This is a genomic window from Paenibacillus sp. FSL H7-0323 (assembly GCF_038002725.1).
Taxonomy (GTDB): domain Bacteria; phylum Bacillota; class Bacilli; order Paenibacillales; family Paenibacillaceae; genus Paenibacillus_AQ; species Paenibacillus_AQ odorifer.
This window is the reverse complement of record NZ_JBBODB010000001.1, coordinates 2,239,537-2,256,932: the sequence shown is the minus strand read 5'-3', so window position 1 is coordinate 2,256,932 and position 17,396 is coordinate 2,239,537. Positions and strand designations below refer to the sequence as shown.

The 17,396-nt window shown below is 44.3% G+C and carries 18 protein-coding genes; 14 read left to right on the top strand and 4 right to left on the bottom strand.

Features of this window, described 5'->3' with window-relative positions; genetic code table 11:
- Positions 1–172: 172 nt before the first annotated feature.
- From MHH89_RS10285 to MHH89_RS10275, 3 genes are all read left to right on the top strand, one after another.
- On the top strand, positions 173–1,222 hold the full coding sequence (locus MHH89_RS10285; protein WP_341086993.1) for an ABC transporter substrate-binding protein: 1,050 nt from the start codon (positions 173–175) through the stop codon (positions 1,220–1,222).
- A gap of 1 nt (position 1,223) precedes the next feature.
- Positions 1,224–2,000, top strand: a complete 777-nt coding sequence (locus MHH89_RS10280; protein ID WP_076304584.1) for an IucA/IucC family C-terminal-domain containing protein — start codon at positions 1,224–1,226, stop codon at positions 1,998–2,000.
- A gap of 108 nt (positions 2,001–2,108) precedes the next feature.
- The gene (locus tag MHH89_RS10275; RefSeq protein ID WP_076304585.1) at positions 2,109–3,830 is read left to right on the top strand and encodes a helix-turn-helix domain-containing protein; all 1,722 of its coding nucleotides are present in this window, start codon (positions 2,109–2,111) and stop codon (positions 3,828–3,830) included.
- 93 nt (positions 3,831–3,923) lie between these two features.
- Here the strand turns inward: MHH89_RS10275 and MHH89_RS10270 are convergent, their stop codons facing one another.
- Both MHH89_RS10270 and MHH89_RS10265 read right to left on the bottom strand, forming a co-directional pair.
- Positions 3,924–4,145 carry a helix-turn-helix domain-containing protein gene (locus tag MHH89_RS10270; protein ID WP_076182746.1) on the bottom strand — a complete coding sequence of 74 codons (222 nt, stop codon included), beginning with the start codon at positions 4,143–4,145 and terminating at the stop codon, positions 3,924–3,926.
- Between the two features lie 60 nt (positions 4,146–4,205).
- Positions 4,206–4,424 (bottom strand): helix-turn-helix domain-containing protein, encoded by a 219-nt coding sequence (locus MHH89_RS10265; protein WP_076304586.1) that lies wholly within the window; start codon positions 4,422–4,424, stop codon positions 4,206–4,208.
- A gap of 105 nt (positions 4,425–4,529) precedes the next feature.
- On the opposite strand from MHH89_RS10265, the gene MHH89_RS31305 reads away from it, so the two are divergent.
- From MHH89_RS31305 to MHH89_RS10255, 3 genes are all read left to right on the top strand, one after another.
- Positions 4,530–4,679: a DUF6809 family protein gene (locus MHH89_RS31305; RefSeq protein ID WP_445739125.1), complete on the top strand. Its 150-nt coding sequence runs from the start codon at positions 4,530–4,532 to the stop codon at positions 4,677–4,679.
- A 1,163-nt stretch (positions 4,680–5,842) separates the two neighbouring features.
- Positions 5,843–6,859, top strand: coding sequence for a hypothetical protein (locus MHH89_RS10260; RefSeq protein ID WP_341086990.1), 1,017 nt, complete (start codon positions 5,843–5,845; stop codon positions 6,857–6,859).
- On the top strand, positions 6,852–7,112 hold the full coding sequence (locus MHH89_RS10255; RefSeq protein WP_036688642.1) for a helix-turn-helix domain-containing protein: 261 nt from the start codon (positions 6,852–6,854) through the stop codon (positions 7,110–7,112). Before MHH89_RS10260 ends, MHH89_RS10255 begins: the two co-directional genes overlap by 8 nt.
- A gap of 31 nt (positions 7,113–7,143) precedes the next feature.
- Here MHH89_RS10255 and MHH89_RS10250 read toward each other — a convergent pair whose 3' ends face one another.
- Complete coding sequence (locus MHH89_RS10250) at positions 7,144–7,977, bottom strand: MurR/RpiR family transcriptional regulator (RefSeq protein WP_076127116.1); 834 nt, start codon at positions 7,975–7,977, stop codon at positions 7,144–7,146.
- 181 nt (positions 7,978–8,158) lie between these two features.
- Between MHH89_RS10250 and MHH89_RS10245 the strand changes: the two genes are divergently transcribed.
- From MHH89_RS10245 to MHH89_RS10230, 4 genes are read left to right on the top strand one after another with little or no spacing between them, the layout of a single operon-like run.
- A complete protein-coding gene (locus MHH89_RS10245; RefSeq protein WP_076127114.1) occupies positions 8,159–9,037 on the top strand; it encodes a cell division protein FtsQ in 879 nt (292 codons plus the stop codon).
- Complete coding sequence (locus MHH89_RS10240) at positions 9,030–10,772, top strand: ABC transporter ATP-binding protein (RefSeq protein WP_341086989.1); 1,743 nt, start codon at positions 9,030–9,032, stop codon at positions 10,770–10,772. The genes MHH89_RS10245 and MHH89_RS10240 overlap by 8 nt, the downstream gene beginning before the upstream one ends.
- Positions 10,759–11,592, top strand: a complete 834-nt coding sequence (locus MHH89_RS10235) for an energy-coupling factor transporter transmembrane component T family protein (protein ID WP_341086988.1) — start codon at positions 10,759–10,761, stop codon at positions 11,590–11,592. Before MHH89_RS10240 ends, MHH89_RS10235 begins: the two co-directional genes overlap by 14 nt.
- A gap of 34 nt (positions 11,593–11,626) precedes the next feature.
- The gene (locus MHH89_RS10230) at positions 11,627–12,424 is read left to right on the top strand and encodes a PHP domain-containing protein (protein WP_305953529.1); all 798 of its coding nucleotides are present in this window, start codon (positions 11,627–11,629) and stop codon (positions 12,422–12,424) included.
- Between the two features lie 308 nt (positions 12,425–12,732).
- Here the strand turns inward: MHH89_RS10230 and MHH89_RS10225 are convergent, their stop codons facing one another.
- Entirely contained in the window at positions 12,733–12,957 is a 225-nt protein-coding gene (locus MHH89_RS10225) for a hypothetical protein (RefSeq protein ID WP_076190853.1), read from the bottom strand.
- A 170-nt stretch (positions 12,958–13,127) separates the two neighbouring features.
- On the opposite strand from MHH89_RS10225, the gene MHH89_RS10220 reads away from it, so the two are divergent.
- From MHH89_RS10220 to MHH89_RS10205, 4 genes are all read left to right on the top strand, one after another.
- A complete protein-coding gene (locus MHH89_RS10220; protein WP_036688632.1) occupies positions 13,128–13,967 on the top strand; it encodes a DegV family protein in 840 nt (279 codons plus the stop codon).
- Positions 13,968–14,122: 155 nt separating this feature from the next.
- Entirely contained in the window at positions 14,123–14,830 is a 708-nt protein-coding gene (locus MHH89_RS10215) for a response regulator transcription factor (protein WP_170914177.1), read from the top strand.
- A complete protein-coding gene (locus tag MHH89_RS10210) occupies positions 14,808–16,226 on the top strand; it encodes a sensor histidine kinase (RefSeq protein ID WP_076182735.1) in 1,419 nt (472 codons plus the stop codon). The genes MHH89_RS10215 and MHH89_RS10210 overlap by 23 nt, the downstream gene beginning before the upstream one ends.
- A 41-nt stretch (positions 16,227–16,267) precedes the next feature.
- Positions 16,268–17,374: an AI-2E family transporter gene (locus tag MHH89_RS10205; RefSeq protein ID WP_036688627.1), complete on the top strand. Its 1,107-nt coding sequence runs from the start codon at positions 16,268–16,270 to the stop codon at positions 17,372–17,374.
- The last annotated feature ends 22 nt before the right edge of the window (positions 17,375–17,396 follow it).

Sequence of the window (17,396 nt, the reverse complement as noted above, 5' to 3'; positions counted from 1 at the left end):
GGAATTTTTGTAGTCAGTCGCGATTCTCCTGAGCCGTTCCTATGGTGTGCAATGTCGCATTAATCCGGCTGCAATGTCGCAAAAGTACATGGAAATAGAGTATGAAGATAGATTATACTCGCTTTATTGATCTGATAATGAAAATCATTATCATACATAAGGGGGAGTCAGCATGAAAAGAACAAAGAAGAGGCAAGCAACCAGTAGAAAGGTAGATGCTGCCCAAAAAGCAGGACTATTAATGATATGGATGATGGCACTGGTACTTGTGTTAACGGCTTGCGGTACTGGAGGTGGAGCAAATGCGGGCACTGCCGCACTGCCATCTGCTTCAGCCGAGCCGTCACCTACATCTGAGACACAGGCTCAGACTACAGCCTTCCCGGTTACCATCTCGCATATGAAGGGTGAATATACGCTGACTGAGAAGCCGAAGGTCATCGCCGCGCTTGATGTGAAATTCGTCGATCAATTGTTAGCGATAGGCGAGCATCCGGCAGGCAGCGTTGTGGCTGGAGCGAAAGATGCAAAGTTTCCAGAATATTTAAGTGAACAATTGGGTGATGTGAAGGTCCTGGGCACACGCGATGAGCCCAATCTTGAAGCTATTGTAGCGATGAATCCGGATCTTATATTGATGACCGACTTTCAGGAGCAGGTGTATGACAGCGTCAGTAAAATAGCGCCCACAATAGTACTCGACTTCTATGAAGATTGGCGGGATACATCGGCTACCATCGGTATGATAACGGGCAAGCAGGCGGAGGCGAAGGTAGTGCGTCAAGCCTACGAGGACAAAATCGTTGGACTGCGGGAGCAGCTATCGGCGAAGCTGGGCGACGAAACGGTAGCTCTGATTCGCCCAAGACCGGAAGGTATTCGCGTACACAGTCCCGAACATCGGACCGGAAGCATTCTTTATGAGGATTTGGGATTGAATATCCCTGCATTCGTTCAGGAGATCAAAGATGATACCTCCGTTGAAATTTCGATGGAGACCATCGCTGATATCGGAGCAGATCACTATTTCCTGTTATCGGATGAATTGTTTGCCAAAGAGGCAGAGGCAATGGCGAACAGTCCGGTCTGGAAATCTCATGATGCCGTTAAAAATAACCGTGTATACAATGTGAATTCAACGTTATGGATCGCTTATTATGGGCCAATTGCCCTCAACATTATTGTAGATCAAACCGCGGAAGCGCTGTTGGGATCGCATTAAAATGGATAACTATCTGTCGTCTGCCACCTGGAAGCAAATGGCGGAGGAATACCGTCTGTGGGTAGGTGAACCGCCTGAAGGCAACGTTCGGACAATTGCCCTTAGCCAGTTGCACGAAGAAGCTGCATGCCGCGAGTATGTAAGCTGGCTTAAGGGTTATATCGGTGCGCCTGATATGCAGGTTGCCGCTTCCATGCTGGCCAAGCGGATCGGTTATCTGTGGATCGCGCCGATGCTGACCGCTATGACCCTTCATAACCGGGAAGTCTCCATCCCGCTGGAGAACTGCTTCCTCTATCATCCGGCTTCCCCAGCTTTTAAAGGGGATACGCGTTTTCCTTTCCTTGCGCTGAACGGGCTTCGAGCGACGGCGGCACCGGAAGACAGGGAAGCGTGGCGAGAAGAGATCGTAGAGGAAATTTTCGCGGTACGTCTTGCGCCGCTGCTGCATACGCTTGCTGCAATTGGTCCCGTCTCCATGGCAGTACTTTGGGAGAATATTATGGTACGTATTGCTCCGCTGTATTCTCCTGGAACAGGTGAATTAGGGCAAGAAAGGCAACAAATACAAGCAGATTTTGCCTTCCTGACCCGGATAGCTCCCGGACAATTGTTCGGCGCAAGACGCAATCCGTTTACCCGGTTCACAGAGAACAATGACCTAGCTCCGGATGCAAAAAAGAAACGTATCACCTGCTGTTTTTATTACAGGATGTCGGCGGAATATTGCGGGAAATGTCCGAAAATTGACAATGAGAATGAATCTCAATTAAAATGACAACAGCAACGCACTCACTTATGTTGCGGACGCGCTTTCACTAAAGTATGTAATCCTATTCGAGTGCGCCCGTTTAACAGAGGATGCTATTGTCAGGAGATGAGAGAAATGCCGCTGAAAGAACAGGCAAGTTTATGGAGTGATACAACGATCAAGATGCTTGATGTGCGTAGCGGTACTTTGCCACCCGGCGGCGTTATGAGCGAAACCGGATTAACAGCCAATGTGTTGCTGCTGGCAGGCGGCGGGGAAGGTAGGCTTGTGATGAATGGCGAAATTTGCCATATCCAGGCCTATTTCGCTTGTCACGCAGTCAAGGGATCAGCATTTACTTTGACTGCTGGATCAGAAACCATTCATTATACCGTTATTATGTACAAGGCTTTTCCAATGTTGGGGGCTGCCCATGTTCTGTTTCCGCAGCGCAATCACCCATTACGAACTTCATTTGTTCACCGTCCTGTGCTCCTGGCTGAACTGCATCAGACTGCGGAACAAATCGAAGCCAAATGGAGCCGGGGCGAAGGGCTGGAGCGTTTCCATGCGAATGCGCTACTGCAAGGAATGCTTTACGAGCTTATTATGGAGTATGAATGTGGTCAGAAAGGCACAGAGGCGGATATGGTGGATGTTGTCGCTGCCTATATAGCGGGGCATTATCGTCAGGAGCTGGAGCTTAAGGAGCTGGCAGCGCTTGCCGGATGCAGTACAAGACAGTTACAGCGGCGATTCAAACAGGAGAAGTTACTAGGACCGATGGAATATGTAATCCAGCTGCGGATGGAGAGTGCCGAGCGGATGTTGCGTCATACGGATGCTCCCATCGGCGAAATTGCAGAAAAAACGGGCTATCGCGACATGTATTACTTTAGCAGGGCATTTAAGAAATATCATGGAGTTCCCCCGCAGATCTACAGGCGCACTGCCGCTTCAGGGATCCGTGCTCTCTCAGCATATTCTGGGCTGCCGGATCGCCTGGCCTCATCGTACGAGTCGCTGCAAGGCCCGGTAATTTGTCATATGCGAGGCGAATATTGCGTCACCGCTTCTCCGAGGCGTATCGCCGTACTCGACGTTCAATATGCAGACCATTTGCTTGCGCTTGGGATATCCCCGGCAGGGAGTGTAGGAACGGGCAGTGCAGCGTTAAGATTCCCCCAATATATCAGGGAAAGGCTTAAGACAACGGAAATGCTCGGAACTTATGAGTACCCGGACCTGCAAGCTGTTGAACGGCTGCGGCCGGATTTGATTGTCTGTACTGAGGTGCATGCTCAGCATTATGAACGGTTAAGCCGGATTGCGCCAACCCTAATGTTTCAACGGAATGAGAGCTGGCAGACGATTCTGGGCCTGTTCGGTGAATTGACGGACAAGCGGACAGAGGTGGAGCGTATTATTGCGGATTACCTGCGCCGAACAGCATTGCTGTCTGAGCAGCTTGCAACGGCGCTGGCGGGTCAGAGCGTGGCCTTGATCCGTCCGCGTGAGTCGCTGGTACGGGTGCATACTGCCTCCCATCGCACAGGTGCCGTGCTGTACCGGGATCTTGGTCTGCCAGCTCCTCTATTTGTCGCAGACACTTCCGACACGGCTTATCATATTACAGTTGATAGACTGCCGGCTGTGCATGCCAGCCATTATTTTTTACTTAGTAACGAGATGATGCAGGAGGGGATATCTGCGACAGAGCAAAGCGTCCGAGGGATGTTGGATTCCGATGAGCGGCCGTATATATACCCGGTAGATGCCGCTACATGGATCGGCTGCTACGGACCGACAGGTATCAATTACATTGTGGATCAGGTAGCCCGTACCTTGCTGGCCTGAGCGTATCTAAGAGAATCCCCTAATTTCAGGCTATTTTTAGCCTAAACGTGAACAGCTCCTGTGATTATCACAGGAGCTTGTTTGTGCTGTGGATTATTTTTTGTTGGGAAAGCATTTAGAATTATCTGTCTGACCTAAAATATAGTCGATGCTTACTTTATAGAAATTAGCTAGCGTAATTAAAACGGCGCTCGGAACATCCAAATTTCCATTTTCATAGCGGGAGTAGGTGGCTTGTGTAATATGTAAAAGCTCCTCTATTTGTTGCTGTGTCAGATCTTTGTCTTCGCGTAAATCACGGATTCCTGTGTACAATGCTCATCAGCATAAGAATGAAATTCTTTGAAAACTGCGATATCTACTCATTCTTTTAATTTAACTTTTAGAGTAAGGAGTTTTTTGGTTCGTTCTGTTTAGTAAATAGTCAGTACTCGTCTTATGATAATCTGCTAGCTTAATCAGAATGGCCGTGGGAATATCAACATCACCGCGTTCATAATTACTATAAATCCTCTGGCTGCATTGCAAAAACTCTGCCATTTGGGTTTGAGTTAAATCTTTATCTTCACGCAAATCTCGGATACGTTGATACATACTAAACACCTCCAAGGCAAGCATATCTTAGCGAATTATTCGCTATTGATTTTTAGCGATAAATTCGCTAAGATGATTGAAGAGATGATTTGGGAGGGATGACTGGTGAGTCTTTTGGAGGATTTATATTACGGGAAAATCTGTCCAAGTGAACTTTTGTGTTTACGCGATCCCGAGTATATACAGAACTCCAAGCTAATCTCAGAGTTTATGGACATCCTAAAAGCAAAGTTATCTATAGAAACTTTACTATGATTGAACAAGCCTTGGATCTGAGTGGCATGCAGAACTCTATCTCATCCGCTTCCGCCTATACTCTCGGATTCAGAACGGGGGCTGCTATGATAATAGAAGTATTAGAACATAAGGATGAACTTATACACTCTAAGGGAGAAGCTATGTCTTGAAAAAATAAAGATAGAGCTATTAGAGGGTAGAAATCGAGAAGAGGAGAACAAAAATTGAACAATATCATTCCAAACCGCATATGTTGATAGACGAACTTCTTCAGGCAGAAAGTTGGGGCATTATTCAAGCGAAGTTGGTTCCTGCTATTAAGGAAGCTATCGCTATGGGAGAGGTTGAAAAACTCTCTAAACTTAGGACTAAGTTTCCATATTCTTTCGAAAATTCATTAAAGCATTTGAAAAAAGCGGAGCGGGAATTCATTCGAAACGGATGACGGAAGTGGGGGAACCTCTTAACATGCGCTGGTTATATGAAAAAGATAATTTGACGATCAGTTTTACCGTAGTGAGAAACTAAGCCAGTCGGAGACGTAGTTGATATACCGATTAACTCTCTTTCTTCGCTTAGGACGGATAAAAATATCGGTATCAGAAGCAGTGAAAAGGATATCATTGCAGCTATCCCTGAGGCATCCCGCAGCGAAAAGAAAGTAGATGGTGTTGTTAACTATTGGGTGAACGTTATCAAGCTTGACGAAGGATTCTATCATCCTTCCCTTGCCTTTGTCGTCAAAGAAGACAAGGTTGAAAATCTAGAGTTAACCAAATTACTTATTGATCTGAGTGAATAAAGAAGGCAGGCTCACATGGCCAGCCTTCTTTATTTAGCTTTACAAGGCGACTTCTTTTTTGTGACCAGCCGGATGCTCCAATTGCTTCATTGGCTGCATAAATTCCCGTTAGAACTGATCCTCCTGTTTCTAAGATACCCTGGTTGATTACCGGAAGCAGCTTATAGCCTAGAGTCTTTTTTTGGTGTCTGTAAAATCGGGGCTTGACCATTAAGGGCAGGGCCTTCTTTACGTTATTCCAGACCATTGACAATTATTGTAAAGATGGTGTATTGTAAGTGATAAGTAGTAAGTAGTAAGTAGTAAGTTAGTCAAACGCTCACCATACGGAATAAATATCATCCTGTTAATAGGAATTAATGGATAGGGGTGGATGGTTATGATGGATCTTAAATTAGCACCAAGTTTTTCATTGATCGCGCTTAATGCACAGAGAAGTCTTCAGATGACTACTGTCAAGAAAGTGTCTTTGCGCTGCATGGCAGCAGCGGTTATATTGGAGCTTTACTTAGAGGGATGTTTCACACAATCTGAGAACAAGTTAACTTTGCACATGGAAGCACTTGATCAATCTCATTCAACACTCTATAGAGAAACTGTTCTACAATCCTTACTTCATAATAGTGCTGAGGTGAAGGGTGATCTAAATTGGTGGTTAAAGAAGGCTTCGAGGAAGTCTAACCATCAATTAAAAAAGTTCGAAACCGCGATTTCAGATTATCTTCAAGCAATGAATTTGCTTGAAGATATACCAAGCCTGATAGGGAGCGACATGTATTTTGATTCTGCTGAAGTTGAAATTAGAGCCTATCGCAGTAATATGGAGGCGTACACGAGCATTACAGAGAATATGCGGGCAGAGATTTTGGAAGAGGGCCCAGTAACAGATCAGGTCATTTGTATGCTATGGCTACTTCGTGAATGTGGATGTATGCATGATTTCTTCTCGCTGAACGAATTAGAAGAGGTGAATATCAAATTACATGATCTATACCAAAGTAACTTATGGGCAAAGGCGCTGTTTCCTATACAAATTCGCCAGGGAGTTGAGTTAGGTATCAAACGTTTTTTAGCATTGAAGACAAAGTTTGCGAAGACCTTTATCGGCAGTAGTCTCAATCTTATCTTCCCTGCCCTAGAGCGATCACGAGCTGTCTTTATAGAAACAGAGTCCTGGTTTGATAATTCTAATCAAAGGTTAGACGCAGTTATTACAAGATTAATGTCCTATGGACATGAAGTTAAGGTGCTGGAGAGAGGATCGATTGCGACTCTTAAAATTGATAATTTGCTACTACGATGCGATCCCACATTTTGTAATGATGAAAGTGCCAATTCAAGGTGTGCGTCTTATTCCGAAGCGCCCGCTGTAAAGGAGTTGGTTATCAATGTCTAGACAACGATCCATGGAGAATATTATGGCGTCAGAATATGTATCGATAGGGGAATTAGTAAGAATCACAAATGCTCGTTATAGTACACTCAAACATTATACAGAAGAAGGCATGCTGCCCTTTGAACAGGCAGAGGAGAATTTAACACGCAGATATAAAAGAGAAGAAACCGTCGCGCGCATTCTTTGGATCAAAGAAATGAAAGCAAACGGTTTATCTATCCCACAAATTAAAGAAGCTTTAGGAATGAATTAAATTCCCCTTATCCTTGCAGTCAAATCTAAACCTAACTCCGTGGGAGCTTCCCCCCATACTGCGCGCGCAATTGCTGCAATTTATCCAGCTTGCTTAGACTACTGTCCCTATTCGCTAATCCCACTCCAAGGATCAGATTCTCAATAATATAGGTGGGGCCAACCATGGAATGGAACTCCCAAACCTCACCTCTCCCCGCATAAAGCACGATATCTGCATCTTGGGATCGCGGGTAGACAAGTCTATCTGTGATCAGGATGACCTGGTAATTTGCTTCACGTGCATGGTTCAGTATGACTTCAATCTCAGGCAGTATTTGCACAAATCCAAAGACAAGCAAGACATCTTGTTTGTCAGCATGCATTAAGGTCTCTAGCAGCTCATGGCCGCTGGGGGCCATTTTTTTCATTTGAAGACCAAAACGCGCCATTCGATAGATCATTAGCTCTGCTAATCCGGCGCAAGGTCCAGGGCTGTATACATAAATAATCCGAGCTGTAGATATTGCATCTACTGCACGCTTTAGTACATCGTCGCTTAAATAGCGGCGTGTTTCTTGCAAATGATGTGAGCAATTGTCCAGCAGCAGTTGAGGGAGTGAGGTATCGTCTGATCGCTGCATGGCATCACGCATTTTTACAGAAGGTGTGGATTCAAAGCGGAAACGGAGCCGGTTTTTAAAATCTTTGGCATGTTTGTATCCCGCAGCTTTCCAGAACCGTGAAACGGAGGCGATGCTCAAATGCAGCTCGTCTGCCATTTCTTGTTCGGTCATGTAGACCACACGTTGCTCATTTTTTTGAATAAAGTCGGCAATTATCCGTTGATTAGGCGAAAAAGCGCGGTGGTTCCAATCTTTATACAATCTCTCAATCCTCCTATGATGATGCGATAGATAGAATATAACGTGTGAATATGTTGTAAATATTTTTACAACGTTAAAAATATTGAAAAAAATATTACTCTCATTTAACAAATGAAAAAAGCTGTGATGACATGGCCTTCTTATAATGAAGATAAATTCTTATTGGGAGGCCAAATATTTCATGAGCACGATAAAAACGCGTTACACACTGACTCAGTCACAAAAAATGATGATTTTTGTACTGTCGATGTCGCTTTACGGGTTGTCCAATATGTTTACCGAGCTAGTGCCTGGGATCAAACTGGGCCCGATTGAATTATCCATTGAATATTTCGCCTTCATTCCTTTGACATTATGTATGTTGTTTCACCCCTTATATGCGGCGGTCGGAGCAGCTGTTGGTGAGGTAATCTTCGGGGAATTGATGTTAGGCCAATTTGGAGGTTTAGGGGAGCTAGAGAAATTCATTACCTTCTCACTGGCGATGTATACCGCAGGCCGCATGGTGTCTGATCCGAAAAATCGAAGACAAGTTGGAGTGGCTGCGATTACCGGCGTGGCGATTCACCAGTTTTTTAGCTCCGTTATAGATATTGTGAAGGTATGGGTAGGGGTAGAAGAGCTAGAGGCTGTTAAAGGGCTGGCAGAAAGTATCGTTGTAATTGAGGGAGTAGGGTTCCTGAATGATGTCCTTTTCTCCGGCATTTTGTTCGCGCTGATTCCTACCATGTATCTGGTTCCGCGTTTATATGGAAAAATTGAACCTTTGCTCGGCATGAAGCCACGTGAGCGGAATATGAAATATGCAACAGGAGCGTGGCTATCTCCTAAGCTGGTCATTGCCGGAACCTTTCTAGTGATGGTAGCAGTGGGTTCGGAATTGTTATCGGAATCGGGCTGGAACTTCGGTGATTTTGAGCTTGCAGGGGCGGAATCGAATGAAAAGACCTTGATTTGGCTCAGTATGTTGGTGGCGGCTGTAGTAGCGGCAACGGCGATTATTGCACTGCTTCGGCGTTCGGCACGAAAAAGACAGGAAGCGGGTCAAGCAGATGCGTAATACAATTCTTGAATTGAACAAAATTAACTTTACGTATCCGGGAGCTGAACAACCAGTACTGCAAGACGTAGACTTACGACTGGGAGAAGGAGATTTTATTGCGATCATCGGCAGTAATGGCTCCGGGAAATCTACTCTCTGCAAATGCTTTAACGGCTTAATTCCTCATTATTACACTGGTGATTTCAGTGGAGAGGTGACAGTTTGCGGCCAATCTGCGGATGGAAAAAGTGTAGCAGAGCTGTCCAAACGTATCGGTTATGTTTATCAGGATTTCGAGAATCAATTGGTACGACCGACTGTGCTTGATGATGTGTCTTTTACACCTCTAAATTATGGGTTTACGGATTACAAGGAACGGGGAGAGCGTGCGCTGGCGTTAACCGGACTTAGTGACTTGAGGCATGAATTTATTTGGCAGTTAAGTGGTGGGCAAAAACATCTGCTCGCTCTGGCCGGAGCCCTAGCTATGGATCCGGAAATTCTGGTGATCGACGAACCCGTAGCCCAGCTGGATCCGCAGCATGCCCGTCATATCTATGATATTTTGCAGCGTTTGAATGAGGAGCATGGAAAGACCATTGTAGTGATTGAGCATCATGCGGAATTTATTGCGGATTATTGCAAAAATGTTGTCCTGATGGATCAGGGTAAAATGTGCTGGCAGAAGCCTGTGCGTGAAGCTTTGTCATCTGTACAAGAATTGCTAGAGCTGGGCATATACCCACCGGATGTGACCCGGGCGGCTTGGCTGCTACAGCCTGATGATCAGAAGCCAAAGCTGCTTCCCTTAAATGCTGAGGAAGGCAGTACCCGCATGACGCTTCGTCAGGATGCCAAGGAGACACTTCCAATCGGACGTATGCAAGAGCAGCTCCCCATAGCTGCAAAAGAAGAAAATTCTATCGTTCAGCTGGAGAATGTTCACCTCTCTTACCGTACGATTCATAAGGTGCTGCATCCTGTACTGAATGGAATTCAGCTAGAACTGGGGCAGGAAGAGTCCATTGCTCTTATTGGCAACAACGGAGCAGGTAAATCTTCATTAATGAAGCTGATTGCTGGTATTGTCAGACCTACAGCTGGAACCGTAAAGGTTAAAGAAATGACGGTGAACGGGCTACCGCCTGAACGTCTCTCCGGTACGGTAGCTTACGTATTCCAGAATCCGGAGGAAATGTTTATCGAGGATTCTGTGCGTAAGGAAATTGCTTATTATCTGAAGGCGCGGAAACTACCAGATACGGATGGAAGAGTGGATGAGATGCTAAAGGCATTTCGCTTAAGCGAGCTGGCTGAACGGGATGCCCGACTGCTAAGTGGAGGGCAGCAGCGCCGGGTATCCTTGGCGATTGGTGCCGCGGTTAGGCCTGCTATCATGTTGCTTGATGAACCGACAGCTAATCTGGACATTTCGACCAAACAAGAAATGGTACATGTGCTGGAGACGCTTCGTAATCATGTGAAGACGGTCGTCATCGCAACTCATGATATGCAGCTTGTCTCTGAATGGGCCAGCAGAATAATTGTAATGCATCAAGGGCGGGTAATTGCGGATGGGACGAAGGATGAAATTTTCGCTGACGGCCTTCTTTTACGGCGTGCGGGTCTGGCTCAGACCCAATTGATGGAGCTAAGTCGTATGCTCGGTCTCCCTAGAATTTGCAGTAGCTTAGAAGAGTTTGTGAGTTTAGTGGAAAAGAAGGAGGTAGCTGCAATCCATGGAAGCCGTTAAACGGGCACTTGACCGTATATCTGTAGAACAAATCAAATTGGAGTTGCTCGGGACCGCATATAACAGCAGCAGCACTTTTCTGGGCAGGCTGGACCCGCGAACCCTGCTGCTCTGGTATCTCTTTTTTGCCATCGTGCCTTGGTTTGTACATAACCGGACAATCCTGTTAGGGATGTTCGCGCTTATGGTTTTAACAACCGTCCTCTCCCGGGTCAGCCCCTATATTATTTTTATATTATGTCTCGGCTTAATCAGCCAGATTGGCTGGATGTTTATATTGTCGCTCTTTTTCGGCGGGGGGATTGAATCCTTGCTGCCTATGCTGACACTGACGCTTAAGCTTTCGGTGATTTCGCTGGCGAGTATTACGGTTTTCTCTAGTCTTGATCCGGAACGACTTAGTGACGGCTTACTGTCCTTAGGAATCCCTGATACTTTTGCATTCAGCTTATCTTATGGCTATCGTATTTTGCCTACTTTACTAGAGGAATTCCATCAGATCCTACTTTCCTTTAGATTGAGAGGGCAACGACCGCTTCAACATGGAATTTTCTACTGGCGAACAATAACGTATTATTTGCGAATCGTCATTCTGGCATTTTACCCGCTCATGTTGAACACAGCTAAACGTTCTCGAACAACGATTGAAGCACTTGAGACTCGGGGATTTAGCTACGGCCTTAATAATAAGAAAGTGAAGAAGATCAAGTTATCTTATTTGAAAATGAAGCGGTCCGACTGGTACTTTTTATCCGGATCCACAGCTTATGTCATCTTGATATTCTGTATTGGTTATCTCTACCCTGAACTGGTGTATTAACATAACTTACAAGCTCAAAGGAGACGAATTAGACATGATGAATATTGATCTGCATACCCATGGTAAATTATCTAAAAAATCTACGTTTTCCCCCGAATATTTTGCGGAGATGATGTTCGAAGCCAAGGCAAATGGATTACAGGCTGTAGCATTGACCGAGCATTTTAATACTTCTAATTTCTTTGCGATGTATGATGCGCTGGATCAGACTTATCCCTATAACGGGCATTATTACGATGTGAACGGACTTAAACTGTTTCCAGGCATGGAAGTGGATATCGCGGAGACAGGTCATATCCTGTTGATCGGACTGAAGGAGAATGTTCTAGCTGTCCGCGCTTTACTAGATGAGCATACGCAGGAGGGGAATTTCATACCGTTTAAGCAGTTGCTTGATATGGCCGATGAACATAATCTTTGGAAAATCGGAGCCCACCCCTTCCGAACTTCTACGCCTTTACATCAACTGGATCCGGCATTGCTTCAGCGATTAGACGCTTTTGATTTCAACGCTAAGGATATTTACATGCAGGGAGTGGAGACTTATAAGAACCTGATCACGCCCTTTGCTGAGAAGTTGGGTGTGCCTGTGATTGCTGGCAGTGACAGTCATCAGTGTTTGCAATATGGCAGTGTTGTGAATCGTCTGCAAGACTCCTGCTCAACTGTGGAAGAATTGAAGGAAGCTATCAAACAAGGGAACTATGAAATAGAGGTTTCTCCGTGTCTTCATACCAAAGTAAAGGCTTCGGTAATGATGAAGAAACTATTGAAGCAGTTAATTGGCGAAGCCCCCTCCAGAGATGAAGCGGAGTTAGGATATATGGCGTAGAAAATAGAAGAGGGTTGTTCCATAAGCCATGAAATGATGAAATGGCTACTGGGACAACCCTTTTTGTTGTTCGCTGGATTTTATTACTTTTGCATGTACAAAGATAACTATCGGACACAGATGACCTTAAACGCAGTTTTACTCCGCATTTGGGATGCTAACGGACTCCATAGCCACTATTGGCACGGAAAACACCATATATGAACCTCATTCTACGGAATAACGGCTCTGGAGTCCGAAACTCTGCTCAAAAGGCTGGAAATTTGCCAATAACGTCATCTAGGTCCTCAAATCTTAGAATGTATGAATTATCGTTTGTCTTTCGAATCTTTATTGCTGACACGGGTGGGTCTGGTCACCCAATTCGTGCGATTCATCGGTTTTACGGTATCAATTCTTGAATTGGAAGGTTCATTCGAAGGTTCTGTGGATTCAGTTTCAGTAGAAGCTGCACCCTCTTGATCTACGGTTTTTTTCCTCGATAGTCCTGTACCATCATGTTTGCCTCTGTTCCATACTCTACCCTTACTCATACATACACTCCATTTCTATACGCTTATTCATAAACCATATCATATAAGGACAAGTTAAGGAAGAAAGACATAGCACAGATCGAAGAATTTTTCAAGTTATAAAGGTTACTGGAGATTTCATTTTATGGTGGCTATAATAGTACTGATATTGAAAGGAGAGTACTTATATTATGGCAATCAAGATCATAACAGACAGCGGTTCAGACCTACCCCTTGACTACATGGAGAAGTATAATGTTTCCGTGATCCACCTACCGGTTCATTTTGGGCATGAGTTAATGCCGGCAGATACGGACACGAAAAGCTTTTATGCTCAAATGCGCGAATCCAAGGAGCTGCCTACCACAGCTAGTCCAAGTCCCAACGAATTCCTTGAGAAGTTCAAGCAAGTGGAGGAGGGAACTGACATTATGGTCATTTGTATGTCCTCTAATATTAGTAGCACTTATCAGACGGCTATGATTGCTATGGAAATGTATAAGGATGAAGGACATACCAATGCAATAGAGGTTATAGATTCCAAAAACTTCTCAGGCGGGCTGTCATTGATTGTCGGACTGGCGGCGCAGTGGTCTTTAACTTGTTCAAGCTTGCAAGAGCTCAAGGAAAAGGTACTTCAGCAGATAGAGGAAGTTAACGCTTATTTTACGCTGGACACTCTGGAGAATGTAATGAAAGGCGGACGTCTAAGTCGGCTCTCGGGAGCCGTAGCGTCTGTACTCAATATAAAGTTGCTGCTCAAAATCAGCGAAGAAGGCACTGTCGAAGTAGTGGAGAAGACCCGGGGTCTTCCAAAAGCACTGAATCGTCTGCTAGCGCATTTGGATGAGAAGCAGCATGATTACGAGAAAGCGGTTATCGCTATTGTGCACAGTAATTGTGAGAAGCTGGCACTCGAGATTAAAGAACGCATTTTACTAAAGCATCCCTTCAAAGAAGTCTTACTCTCAAGTATGGGTCCGGTTATGGGAACCTATGCTGGGGAAGGCGGAATTGGCGTAGCTTTTTAAAGTAGTGATCCTCACAATCCAGACAAATTACGATCGTACATGGGACGGTTTCCCGTGTGCGATTTTTATTTTATTACTATGTGATAATTTAGCTATTCTTTAGATTGTGTTTAGGCTCTGTTAATAATCACAGAATATAGTTAGATGGGGGGATTATCATGTATACAATATTGATCGCTGATGATGAAGCAGAAATTGTGGAATTGCTAAGATTATATTTAGAGAAAGAGTACAACATTTTGGAAGCAAACAGTGGTACTGAAGCCTTAACGCAGGTACAGAACCATAAAGTTGATTTGGCAATTCTGGATATTATGATGCCGGGTCTGGATGGACTGCAATTATTGAAAAAGATCCGCGAGGTGCATCATTTTCCAGTGTTATTTTTATCCGCCAAAAGCGAACATCATGACAAAATTCTGGGTCTTGAACTAGGAGCCGACGATTATATTTCCAAACCGTTTAATCCATTAGAAATAGTAGCCCGTGTTGGAGCACTGCTGCGTCGTGTACATCATTTCGATGCGCAAGTCGTTGAGGAAAAAGAAGCTGAACAGATTGTATTAGGTGAATTAATGCTGGATCAAAGCCAGTGTCTGCTATATCGTTCAGGTGAACCTGTGGTGCTTACTTCTACCGAGTACAAAATTTTGGAACTAATGATGAAGCAGCCTGGACGAGTCTTTACACGCAAAAAAATCTATGAGGCCGTGTGGGAAGATTTCTATGTGTACGAAGATAATAGTATCATGGTACATATCAGCAATATCCGGGAAAAAATTGAGGAAGATTCCAAAAAGCCAGTATATTTAAAGACTATTAGAGGGCTGGGATACAAAATTGAAGCGCCTATGGAGCAATAGAGATCAACGACCTTTACAATCATCGCTGACGCTGGATTTTTTGTTGTTTATCTGTATTTTGTTTTTTCTCGTGATTGTATATTATTTGTTTATTAATCTTGATGTGACCCATATTTTTGAAAAAAATAAAATCGCTGATCCTGATTTGAAGGTGGAAGCTAGTGCTTATCGAGATAATCTGGAGCATGGGATAGAAACCAAACGTCTTCTGCGTAGCGGGGGATGGATCGAGGTCTTGGATCAAGACATGAAGGTCACCAAGGTTGTTGGAGAAAAAAAAGACGGTGTAACCCAATATACCAGTAACCAGCTTTTAAAAAGTTTGGAAAATGGAGAAGATCAAGCTTACTTTTATTCGTTGACCACGCTAAATGCTCAGAGCGAATCGGAGTGGCTGCTCTTGAAGCTGCCGCGGGAAGCTATCACCATCACCATTAATAGTGATCCCTTCGTGGCCTACTTTAATCATTCGCTCTCATACTACGTCTTTTTGGGTGTGGGAATGATTCTTTTGCTAATTATCGTGTACAGCTATTGGGTGGCGCGGCGAATCAGGAAACCACTGCGTATCATCACGCTTGGATTGAAGCAGATGATTCAGGGGAATTATGATACTCGAATCGCTTTATATGCAGAGAAGGAATTTTCGCAAATTGGAGAGACTTTTAATTATATGGCAGACGTAATTGAAAAGACGACCAAAGAAAAACGCCAGGCAGAGGAAAGTAAGAAACGGATGATGGTTGATCTATCCCACGATCTGAAGACGCCGATAACGAGTATACAGGGCTTTGCCCAGGCGCTTGTAGAGGGTAGAGGCGAGGATGAAGAACGCCAAAAAAGATATTTAAGCTATATTTATAATAAATCCTCACAAGTTACTAAGCTGATTCAGAACATGCTGGAGCTGTTAAAAATAGATTCACCGGATTTCTTGCTACGAATGGAGCATCAAGAACTGGGCGAATTTATTCGTGAAATCATTGCAGATACGTACGGAGAGATTGAACAAAAGAACTTTGTTTTGCATCTAAATGTTCCCGAAGAGGATGTGTTCTTGAACTTTGATGCGGAGCTGCTCTCGAGTGTGGTTCATAATTTGATCTCCAATGCACTGATCTATAATCCTCCAGGTACACATTTGCGTGTGGAGGTGATCCCTTTGGAGAAAGAAGTCACGATTGAAATCGCTGATACTGGTGTGGGTATTCCAGAAGAGCTGTGGTCCACAATGTTTGATCCGTTTGTTCGGGGAGATAAAGCGCGGACAGCTTCGGGAGGAACAGGGCTAGGTCTCTCGATAGCTATGAAAAATACAGAGAAAATGGGGGGGACGCTTCATCTCAGTCGCCGAAAGAAGGAACCTACGGTATTCACCATCCGGATTCCAAAATAACGAGCTGGAAGACATCCAAATCAGAAGACGGGAGAGAAACTATGGCTAAACTGAACAATTTCATCAGAGTTTGTCTAGCGATCCTTTTAGTGTTAGGCATTGTATTTTTAGGCTCACGCGTAGATTTTTTATTCACACCGATCCTGTCTTTGTTCAGTGTCATTATAGTGCCTTTAATGCTGGCGGGTTTCTTTTATTACCTGCTGCGGCCACTGATCGATACCTTGGAGAAATATAAGCTGAATCGTTCTTTGGCGATTATCATCGTATATGTAGTTATTTTAGTGCTTCTGTTTGCTTTTATTATCGGCGTTTGGCCTTCACTTCGCACACAATTAGTTAATTTCGTCGATAATATGCCGAATCTCATTGCCTCCTTGAATCAACAGCTATTGAAACTAGAAGATAATGAATTTCTGTCTGCGTTGATCCCTGCTGATGCGAATCCAGCCTCCACATTGACGGATTATTTGAATAAAGGGTTTACGCTGTTAACGAATTACGTATCAGGATTGTTCTCTTTTGTTTCGAATTTCGCGATCATTTTATTCACCTTTCCGATTATGTTATTCTACATGCTTAAGGAAGGTGGGAAATTCGGACGTAAGATTGTAAGTTTCTTTCCAAAGAAGTATCGTGAAGAAGGAACTACAATGATGACTGAAATCGACAGTGCGCTTAGTGGCTTTATCGTGGGCCGGGTGCTTGTTAATTTAGCCTTAGGCGTTCTGATGTATATTGGTTTCCTTATTATCGGCCTGCAATATGCATTGCTGTTGACTGTAATCGCAGTTGTGATGAACTTCGTGCCTTTTATTGGTGCGATACTGTCTAGTATCCCTATTTTCATCATCGGATTCATTCAATCGCCGTCTATAGCCGTCTGGTCCATCATCATTGTTCTGGTAGCGCAGCAGATACAGGATAATTTAATCGCTCCCTACATCTTTGGGAAAAAGCTCGATATTCATCCACTGACAACGATTATCCTGGTATTAGTTGGCGGTGATTTAGGCGGGATCATTGCGATATTGCTGATCATTCCGCTGTATATGATTGTTAAAATCGTCTTGACCAAGGCCTATTATTTGTTTGTCAAGCAACGCCGGGTAGAGATAGAGGTAGAGGAGAGTCCTGATATCTCTTAAGTTAATAAAACATTATGGAGGG

Coding starts and splice junctions, on each gene's coding strand:
- MHH89_RS10285 (WP_341086993.1), top strand. CDS start 173: ATGAAAAGAACAAAGAAGAGGCAAGCAACCAGTAGAAAGGTAGATGCT.
- MHH89_RS10280 (WP_076304584.1), top strand. CDS start 1,224: ATGGATAACTATCTGTCGTCTGCCACCTGGAAGCAAATGGCGGAGGAA.
- MHH89_RS10275 (WP_076304585.1), top strand. CDS start 2,109: ATGCCGCTGAAAGAACAGGCAAGTTTATGGAGTGATACAACGATCAAG.
- MHH89_RS10265 (WP_076304586.1), bottom strand. CDS start 4,424: ATGTATCAACGTATCCGAGATTTGCGTGAAGATAAAGATTTAACTCAA.
- MHH89_RS10260 (WP_341086990.1), top strand. CDS start 5,843: ATGATGGATCTTAAATTAGCACCAAGTTTTTCATTGATCGCGCTTAAT.
- MHH89_RS10255 (WP_036688642.1), top strand. CDS start 6,852: ATGTCTAGACAACGATCCATGGAGAATATTATGGCGTCAGAATATGTA.
- MHH89_RS10245 (WP_076127114.1), top strand. CDS start 8,159: ATGAGCACGATAAAAACGCGTTACACACTGACTCAGTCACAAAAAATG.
- MHH89_RS10240 (WP_341086989.1), top strand. CDS start 9,030: ATGCGTAATACAATTCTTGAATTGAACAAAATTAACTTTACGTATCCG.
- MHH89_RS10235 (WP_341086988.1), top strand. CDS start 10,759: ATGGAAGCCGTTAAACGGGCACTTGACCGTATATCTGTAGAACAAATC.
- MHH89_RS10230 (WP_305953529.1), top strand. CDS start 11,627: ATGATGAATATTGATCTGCATACCCATGGTAAATTATCTAAAAAATCT.
- MHH89_RS10225 (WP_076190853.1), bottom strand. CDS start 12,957: ATGAGTAAGGGTAGAGTATGGAACAGAGGCAAACATGATGGTACAGGA.
- MHH89_RS10220 (WP_036688632.1), top strand. CDS start 13,128: ATGGCAATCAAGATCATAACAGACAGCGGTTCAGACCTACCCCTTGAC.
- MHH89_RS10205 (WP_036688627.1), top strand. CDS start 16,268: ATGGCTAAACTGAACAATTTCATCAGAGTTTGTCTAGCGATCCTTTTA.